Source organism: Achromobacter sp., assembly GCF_036567245.1.
In the GTDB taxonomy this organism is placed as follows: Bacteria; Pseudomonadota; Gammaproteobacteria; order Burkholderiales; family Burkholderiaceae_B; genus Achromobacter.
In genome coordinates, this window is sequence record NZ_DATCUY010000690.1 from 1 (window position 1) to 7,060 (window position 7,060).

At 66.7% G+C, this 7,060-nt stretch carries 6 protein-coding genes and 1 pseudogene; 4 read left to right on the forward strand and 3 right to left on the reverse strand.

Features of this window, described 5'->3' with window-relative positions:
* From rimO to VIR09_RS29570, 3 genes are all read right to left on the reverse strand, one after another.
* Positions 1-995 (reverse strand): 30S ribosomal protein S12 methylthiotransferase RimO (rimO, locus tag VIR09_RS29560; RefSeq protein WP_332016114.1); only part of this gene is annotated, 995 nt, incomplete at its 3' end.
* Between the two features lie 148 nt (positions 996-1,143).
* Positions 1,144-1,395 (reverse strand): helix-turn-helix domain-containing protein, encoded by a 252-nt coding sequence (locus tag VIR09_RS29565; protein WP_105555940.1) that lies wholly within the window; start codon positions 1,393-1,395, stop codon positions 1,144-1,146.
* A 270-nt stretch (positions 1,396-1,665) separates the two neighbouring features.
* The gene (locus tag VIR09_RS29570; protein WP_332016110.1) at positions 1,666-2,298 is read right to left on the reverse strand and encodes a LysE family translocator; all 633 of its coding nucleotides are present in this window, start codon (positions 2,296-2,298) and stop codon (positions 1,666-1,668) included.
* A gap of 92 nt (positions 2,299-2,390) precedes the next feature.
* On the opposite strand from VIR09_RS29570, the gene rsmB reads away from it, so the two are divergent.
* The 4 genes and pseudogenes from rsmB to plrR form a co-directional block, all read left to right on the forward strand.
* The gene (gene rsmB, locus VIR09_RS29575) at positions 2,391-3,728 is read left to right on the forward strand and encodes a 16S rRNA (cytosine(967)-C(5))-methyltransferase RsmB (protein ID WP_332016111.1); all 1,338 of its coding nucleotides are present in this window, start codon (positions 2,391-2,393) and stop codon (positions 3,726-3,728) included.
* Between the two features lie 40 nt (positions 3,729-3,768).
* Positions 3,769-4,359 carry a DUF4390 domain-containing protein gene (locus VIR09_RS29580; RefSeq protein ID WP_332016112.1) on the forward strand — a complete coding sequence of 197 codons (591 nt, stop codon included), beginning with the start codon at positions 3,769-3,771 and terminating at the stop codon, positions 4,357-4,359.
* The gene (locus VIR09_RS29585; protein ID WP_332016113.1) at positions 4,356-6,671 is read left to right on the forward strand and encodes a sensor histidine kinase; all 2,316 of its coding nucleotides are present in this window, start codon (positions 4,356-4,358) and stop codon (positions 6,669-6,671) included. The genes VIR09_RS29580 and VIR09_RS29585 overlap by 4 nt, the downstream gene beginning before the upstream one ends.
* Positions 6,672-6,682: 11 nt before the next feature.
* Positions 6,683-7,060: pseudogene (plrR, locus tag VIR09_RS29590) on the forward strand (two-component system response regulator PlrR); the annotation flags it as partial.

Here is a 7,060-nt window from a genome sequence, read left to right on the forward strand (position 1 = left end):
TCGGTCAGCCAGTCGAGCAGGTACTGGAAGTCTTCTTCGGTTTCGCCCGGGAAGCCGACGATGAAGGTCGAACGGATGATCAGTTCCGGGCAGATCTCGCGCCAGTTCTTGATGCGCGCCAGGGTCTTGTCTTCGAACGCCGGGCGTTTCATGGCCTTCAGGATGCGCGGGCTGGCGTGCTGGAACGGGATGTCCAGGTACGGCAGGATCTTGCCTTCCGCCATCAGCGGGATCACTTCGTCCACGTGCGGGTACGGATACACGTAGTGCAGGCGCGTCCAGATGCCCATTTCGGACAAGGCCAGACAGAGCTCGGTCATGCGGGTCTTGACGGGCCGGCCGTTCCAGAAGCCGCTACGGTACTTCACGTCCACGCCATACGCGCTGGTGTCTTGCGAGATCACCAGCATTTCCTTCACGCCGGCCTTGACCAGGCGCTCGGCTTCGCTCAGCACGTCGCCCACCGGGCGGCTGACCAGGTCGCCGCGCATCGACGGGATGATGCAGAAGCTGCAACGGTGATTACAGCCTTCCGAGATCTTCAGGTAGGCGTAGTGGCGCGGCGTAAGCTTGATGCCCTGCGGAGGCACCAGGTCCAGATAGGGATTGTGGTCTTTCTTGGGCGGGGCGGCGTCGTGCACGGCACGCACCACCTCTTCATATTGCTGGGGACCGGTCACCGACAGCACGCTGGGGTGCACCTGGCGGATCACCGATTCCTCGACGCCCATGCAGCCGGTGACGATAACCTTGCCGTTCTCGGCCAGCGCTTCGCCGATGGCTTCCAGCGATTCGGCCTTGGCGCTGTCGATGAATCCACAGGTGTTGACGACGACGACATCCGCATCGTTGTATTCGGGCGTGACTTCGTACCCTTCGGTGCGCAGTTGGGTCAGGATGCGCTCGGAGTCCACCAAAGCTTTGGGACAGCCCAGCGACACGAACCCCACGCGCGGCGCGCGGCCCGGATCGGCGCCCTGGGCCGCAGCCGTGATGGCGTCAAGCGTCGAGCTGCTGCCACTGCTGGCGGAAGTGCCGGCGCCTTTGCCGGGCCGGGATTGTTCAAGAATTTCCAATCTAGTTCACCGTAGGTTCGCGCACTGGCTGTTGCGGTGCGGCGGGGTATTCGTCAGGTATTCGGGTTCAGGCGGGTTTGCCTGTCTGGCGGGGTGGCAGGTCGCGTAGCGTTTCGGGGTGCAGAATGGCCACTTGCAGCAGGGTCTGAGCGGCGCCCGACGGATGGCGGCGGCCCTGTTCCCAGTCCTGCAAGGTACGTACGCTTACGCCCAACAATTCCGCGAAATCCGCTTGCGGCAAACCGACGCGGCTGCGCGCTTCGCTGATATGTGATGCCTGCCACCGGGCGGGAAGCGCCGGTGGAGCTGCTTTTTTCATGACTCGTTCAAATTTACGGGCAGCGCTGCTTCTCGCCATCGCTTGGGATTCATGCGATGCGCCGGGGGCAGCAACTGCGGGGAAGCGGGGAATTATACGGCAATGCCGTAGGGCGCGATAGCAAACCGGGTTCCGCGGCACGGTACAGGCTTGCCGCCGCGCGCTATCGCATAAATCCGGGCATCGTCGCCATTCTGGCCTGTCGCCGCCAGAAAGCGCCTGGCTAGCGCCTGGCTATTGACAGCCTGGGGTCCCCGGGCGTGGTCCTTTTTACGGCGCCCCGCGCCGGTACAGCGCCAGCGTGCCCGCCAGCCCGATCATCAAGCTGCCGCAGACGCGGTTCAGCCAGCGCAGGCCCGACCCCTGGAAGGCGCGCACCAGTTGAGCGCCCAGCGCGGCGTAGACCAGCATCGTCAAGATATTGATGGTGGCCAGGACGCAGGCCACGATGGCGTACTGGGTCGCCAGCGGCGCTTGCGGGTCGATGAACTGGGGCAAAAAGGCCGACATGAACAGCAGTGCCTTGGGGTTGGTCAGCGCCACCATGAAGCTGCGCAGCCCCAGCGACAGGCCCACGGGCCGGTCCGCCCCGGGCGCGGCCGACGGCAGGATCAGCGCCGCGTCCGAGCGCAGCATCTTCCAGCCCAGATAAGCCAGATACGCCGCGCCCACCCATTTGATGAGCTGAAAGGCGACTTCGGACGCTGCCAGCACCACGCCCAGGCCCGAGGCCACCGCGCCGATCAGGACCAGGTCGGCCAGCACCGCGCCGGCCATGCCCCAGCAGGCGGCGCGCACGCCGTGGCGCGAACCGTTGCTCATGGCGAGCAGCACGGTAGGGCCTGGGGTGATGATGGTGACGGCCGAGGCCAGGATGAACAGCAGCAGGGTGGCAAGGGTCATGAGGGGCTCCGTGGCTGGGGCCAGTGTGCCGTGGCGGGCGCGGTTCGTCCAGGTCCGGCTACCATAGCGGTCTTATCTCCTGAATTTGCACCATGTCCACGCGTTCCGACTCCCCCAATCTGGCCCCCCCGCTGTCCTCCGTCCTGCTTTCCAGTGCGGAGGTGGTCGAGGGCGTGCTGGACGGCCGTTCCCTGACGGACGCGCTGACCGACGTGGAATCGTCCCTGCGGCCCGCCACGCAGGCCGTGTCATTCCATGCCATGCGCTATCTGGGCTGGGCCGACGCCGTGGGCCGCGAGCTGGTGCAGCGCTATCCCAGCGTGTTGTTCGAGTCCCTGCTGTTGGTCTCGCTGACTCTGCTGAAAGAAGAGGGCGATGCCGCGGCAGCCCTGCCGGGCATGCCGGTTTATGGGGCGCACACGGTAGTGGACCAGGCGGTGACCGCCGCGTCCCGTACCCGCGGTCTGGCCTCCTTCAAGGGCATGCTCAATGCCTGCCTGCGCCGCTTCCTGCGCGAACGCGCGGCGCTCGAAGCCGCGGTCGCCGACAGCCCCGAGGCCCAATGGAACCATCCCGGCTGGTGGGTCAAGCAACTGAGCGTGGCCTATCCACAGGAATGGCGCGAGATCCTGGCCTCCGCCAATCTGCCCGCGCCGCTGACCCTGCGCGTCAACCGCCGTCGCGCCAGCCGCGAGCAGGTGCTGGCCGCGTTCCAGGCCGCCGGCCTGGCGGCCGAGCCCGTGGGCCAGTCCGGCCTGGTGCTGGCCACGCCCAAGCCGGTGACGCAATTGCCCGGGTTTGCCGAAGGCTGGTGGTCGGTTCAGGACGCTGGCGCGCAATTGGCGGCCGAATTGCTGGCCCCCGCGGACGGCATGCGGGTGCTGGACGCATGCTCGGCGCCGGGCGGCAAGACCGCCCACCTGCTGGAATTGGCCGATATCGACCTGCTGGCCCTGGATGCCGACGCCGACCGGTTGGCCCGCGTCGAGCAGAACCTGGATCGGCTGGGCCTGGCAAGCGATCGTGTCCAGTTGAAAGCGGCTGATGCCGCCGACCTGGACGCCTGGTGGGACGGCAAGCCGTTCGACGCCGTGCTGGCCGACGTACCCTGCACGGCCTCGGGCATCGTGCGCCGCCACCCGGACATCCGCTGGCTGCGGCGCGAGAATGACGTGCGCCGCACGGCCACCCTGCAGGCCAGCATCCTGGATGCGCTCTGGCGTACGGTGGCGCCCGGCGGGCGGCTGCTTTATGTGACCTGCTCGATCTTCCCGATCGAAGGCACGCGCCAGGCGCTGGAGTTCATGCAGCGCCACCCCGAGGCGACACGGCTGGACGCGCCCGGGCAGTTGCTGCCAGTTGCGGTCGATGCAACACCCGCGGCGCAGCGCGACGGATTTTTCTACGCCTTGTTTGCCAAGCAGTCCTGAATCGCCAAGAATAGGGGGCATGACGTAGTTCCGGTGCCGTATGTCCATTATTCCGCGCTTATTTCTCGGGTTGTTGCTCGCATCTGCCTTGCTTTCGTTCGTGCCGGGCGGCGAGGCGCATGGGGGCGAGCCCAGGGTCGCCGAAGTTCGCCCGGCGGTGCGCGACGGCAAGCTGGAAATCGATGCCGACATCGAGTTCCAGCTCAACCAGCAACTGCGGGACGCGGCACAGCGCGGGGTTCCTCTGTACTTCACTGCCGATCTCACCATTACGCGCGAACGCTGGTGGTGGTTCGACAAGTCCCTGGTCGACACCTCCCGCACCTGGCGCGTCATCTACAACGCCCTGACCCGGCAATGGCGGGTGGGCGTGGGTGAGCTGACCTTCCCGGTCGCCTCGCTGGACGACGCCATGGGCGTCATCCGCCACATCCGCAACTGGTCGGTGGCGGACGCCGGCGATTTCGACGCGGACGTGCTGTACGGCGGCCAGTTGCGCCTGCGCCTGGATACGTCGCTCTTGCCGCGGCCCTTCCAGGTCAACGCTCTGAACAGCAGTTCCTGGGTACAGGCGACGCCCTGGACGGACTTCACGTTCGTACTCAGCGACAAGGAGAAAGACCCATCATGAGGCTTGTGCTCCGGCTGGCCCTGATGGTTGGCGCCGCGAGCGGCCTGGCATTGCTGGGCCTGCTGGCCTGGTCCACCGGCAATGCCTCGCGCTTCGCGCGCTACTACGACACGCTGCTGGTGCTGAACGGCATTTTTGCGCTGGCGCTCTTCGTCTGGGTGGTGGCGCTGACTGTGCGGCTGGCGCGGCAGATCCGCCGGCGCCAGTTCGGCGCGCGGCTGACAGCCCGCTTTTCCCTGGCGTTCGCCCTGATCGGCGTGGTGCCCGGCGCCCTGATCTACACCGTGTCGGTGCAGTTCATGTCGCGCTCGATCGAATCCTGGTTCAACGTGCGCGTGGACACGGCCCTGGAAGCGGGCCTGAACCTTGGCCGCGCCGCGCTGGACTCGCTGTTGGCCGACCTGGACGCCCGCGCGCGCTCCATGGCCGTGGAGCTGAACCGCAACTCCGACAGCGGCGTGACGCTGGCCTTGACCCGGCTGCGCGAGGCCAATGGCGTGCAGGAAGCCATGGTGTTCACTGGCAGCGGACGCATGATCGCGTTTTCCACCAGCCAATACGGCCAGCTGCTGCCGGCGACGCCGCCGTCCACGGTCATCAATCAGTTGCGGCTGGCGCGCGGCTACTCCGCCGCCGAAGCCGACGATCCGGTCACCCCCGGCGCCGAAGGCGGGCTGCACCTGCGGGTGGTGATTCCGCTCACTGGGCCGGACCGCTACGACAATCTGCTGGGGGCGGCGTCCGAGCCCCGCTGGCTGCAGCTGATGCAACCGGTGCCCGAGCAGATCGCCCACAACGCCAACCTGGTGCAGCAGGGCTTTCGCGACTACCAGGAACTGGCGCTGTCGCGGCTGGGCCTGCGCAAGCTGTATGGCATCACCCTGACCCTGGCCTTGCTGCTGGCGGCCTTCGGCGCCATTGCCGTGGCGCTGTCGCTGTCCAAGCGGCTGGTGCGTCCGCTGCTCAGCCTGGCGGGGGGCACGCAGGCCGTGGGGGTGGGCGATTACCGGCCCCTGCCCGAACCGCCGGAGCGCGACGAAGTCGGCCAGCTCACGCGTTCGTTCAACGCCATGACGCGCCAGCTCGACGAGGCCCGCCGCATGGTCGAGAGCAACCGGCAACAGCTGGAACGCTCCAACGTCTATCTGGAAAGCGTGCTGTCCAACCTGTCTTCCGGGGTGCTGGTGTTCGACGAGTCGTTCCGCGTCACCACGGTCAACCAGGGCGCCCAGACCATTCTTGGAGCGGATCTGCGCTCGGTGATCGGCCGCCCGCTGGAAACGGTGGCCGGCATGCTGGAGTTCGCCAATATCGTCCGGCAGGCCTTTTCCGCCCATGCCGCGGTGGGCTCCGAGCGCCAGCACTGGCAGCAGCAATTCGAGATCGCCCCGGGCCAGGGCGAGGCCCCCGGCGGGGCGCAGCCCTTGACGCTGCTGGCGCGTGGCACGCATTTGCGGGTGGACGGGCGCGGCAACGGCTATCTGGTGGTGTTCGACGACATCACCGAAGTGATCTCGGCCAACCGGACCGTGGCCTGGGGCGAGGTCGCCCGCCGCCTGGCGCACGAGATCAAGAATCCGCTGACGCCGATCCAGCTGTCGGCCGAGCGTCTGGCCATGAAATTGGAGGGCAAGCTGCCCCCCGCCGAGGCCCAGATCGTCGAGCGCTCCACCAACACCATCGTCAATCAGGTGGCGTCGCTCAAGCAGATGGTGGACGACTTCCGCGAATACGCCCGCACGCCGCCGGCGGTAATGCAGCGCATCGACTTCAACGCCCTGGTGGCGGACGTGCTGTCGTTGTACGGCTGGGAGCCCGAAGGCGGCTCGCCGCGCCTGGCTGAAAAGGCCCTGAACCTGGACGTAACGCTGGCGCCGGACCTGCCTCCCATCGAAGGCGACCCCACCCAGTTGCGCCAGGTGATCCATAACCTGATGTCCAATGCCCGCGACGCCATCGCCGAACAGGGCGGGCAAGGGCGGGTCAGCGTGACCACGCAGCTCATGCGCAGCGAACAGCCCGACCGCGCGGACCAGCAAGCCCTCAGGTTTACCGTGGCCGATACCGGGCCGGGCTTTCCGCCCCAGGTCATGCAGCGCGCGTTCGAGCCCTACGTAACCACCAAGTCCCACGGGACTGGGTTAGGATTGGCAATCGTACGCAAGATCGTGGAAGAGCACGGTGGGCGTATCGACCTTGCCAACCGCAAGGAAGGAGGCGCGCGGATCTCGATCTTGTTGACCCGGCTGGCTTCCGAGGCCGATACAATAGACGCGACCGCGCAAGAAAAGGATAATGCGGCTACGCAATAGGTGGATGCTTTATGGCCAGAATTCTGGTGGTTGACGACGAAGTCGGTATACGCGAGCTTTTGTCGGAAATCCTTTACGACGAAGGACACACGGTCGAGTTGGCTGAAAACGCGGCGCAAGCGCGCGCCGCACGCTTGCGCATGCGCCCTGATCTGGTGCTGCTGGACATCTGGATGCCCGACACGGACGGCGTCAGCCTGCTCAAGGAATGGGGCTCGCAAGGCCTGCTGGACATGCCGGTGATCATGATGAGCGGCCACGCCACTATCGACACGGCGGTCGAAGCCACGCGCATTGGCGCCATGGACTTCCTCGAAAAGCCGATCACGCTGCAGCGCCTGCTGAAGACCGTCGCCGCCGGCCTGGCCCGCGGCCGCGCGCCGCACCCG

Excerpts from the sequence above, each read along its gene's own strand:
- VIR09_RS29565 (WP_105555940.1), bottom strand. The coding sequence starts at position 1,395 with ATGAAAAAAGCAGCTCCACCGGCGCTTCCCGCCCGGTGGCAGGCATCA.
- rsmB (WP_332016111.1), top strand. The coding sequence starts at position 2,391 with ATGTCCACGCGTTCCGACTCCCCCAATCTGGCCCCCCCGCTGTCCTCC.
- VIR09_RS29585 (WP_332016113.1), top strand. The coding sequence starts at position 4,356 with ATGAGGCTTGTGCTCCGGCTGGCCCTGATGGTTGGCGCCGCGAGCGGC.
- VIR09_RS29570 (WP_332016110.1), bottom strand. The coding sequence starts at position 2,298 with ATGACCCTTGCCACCCTGCTGCTGTTCATCCTGGCCTCGGCCGTCACC.
- VIR09_RS29580 (WP_332016112.1), top strand. The coding sequence starts at position 3,769 with ATGTCCATTATTCCGCGCTTATTTCTCGGGTTGTTGCTCGCATCTGCC.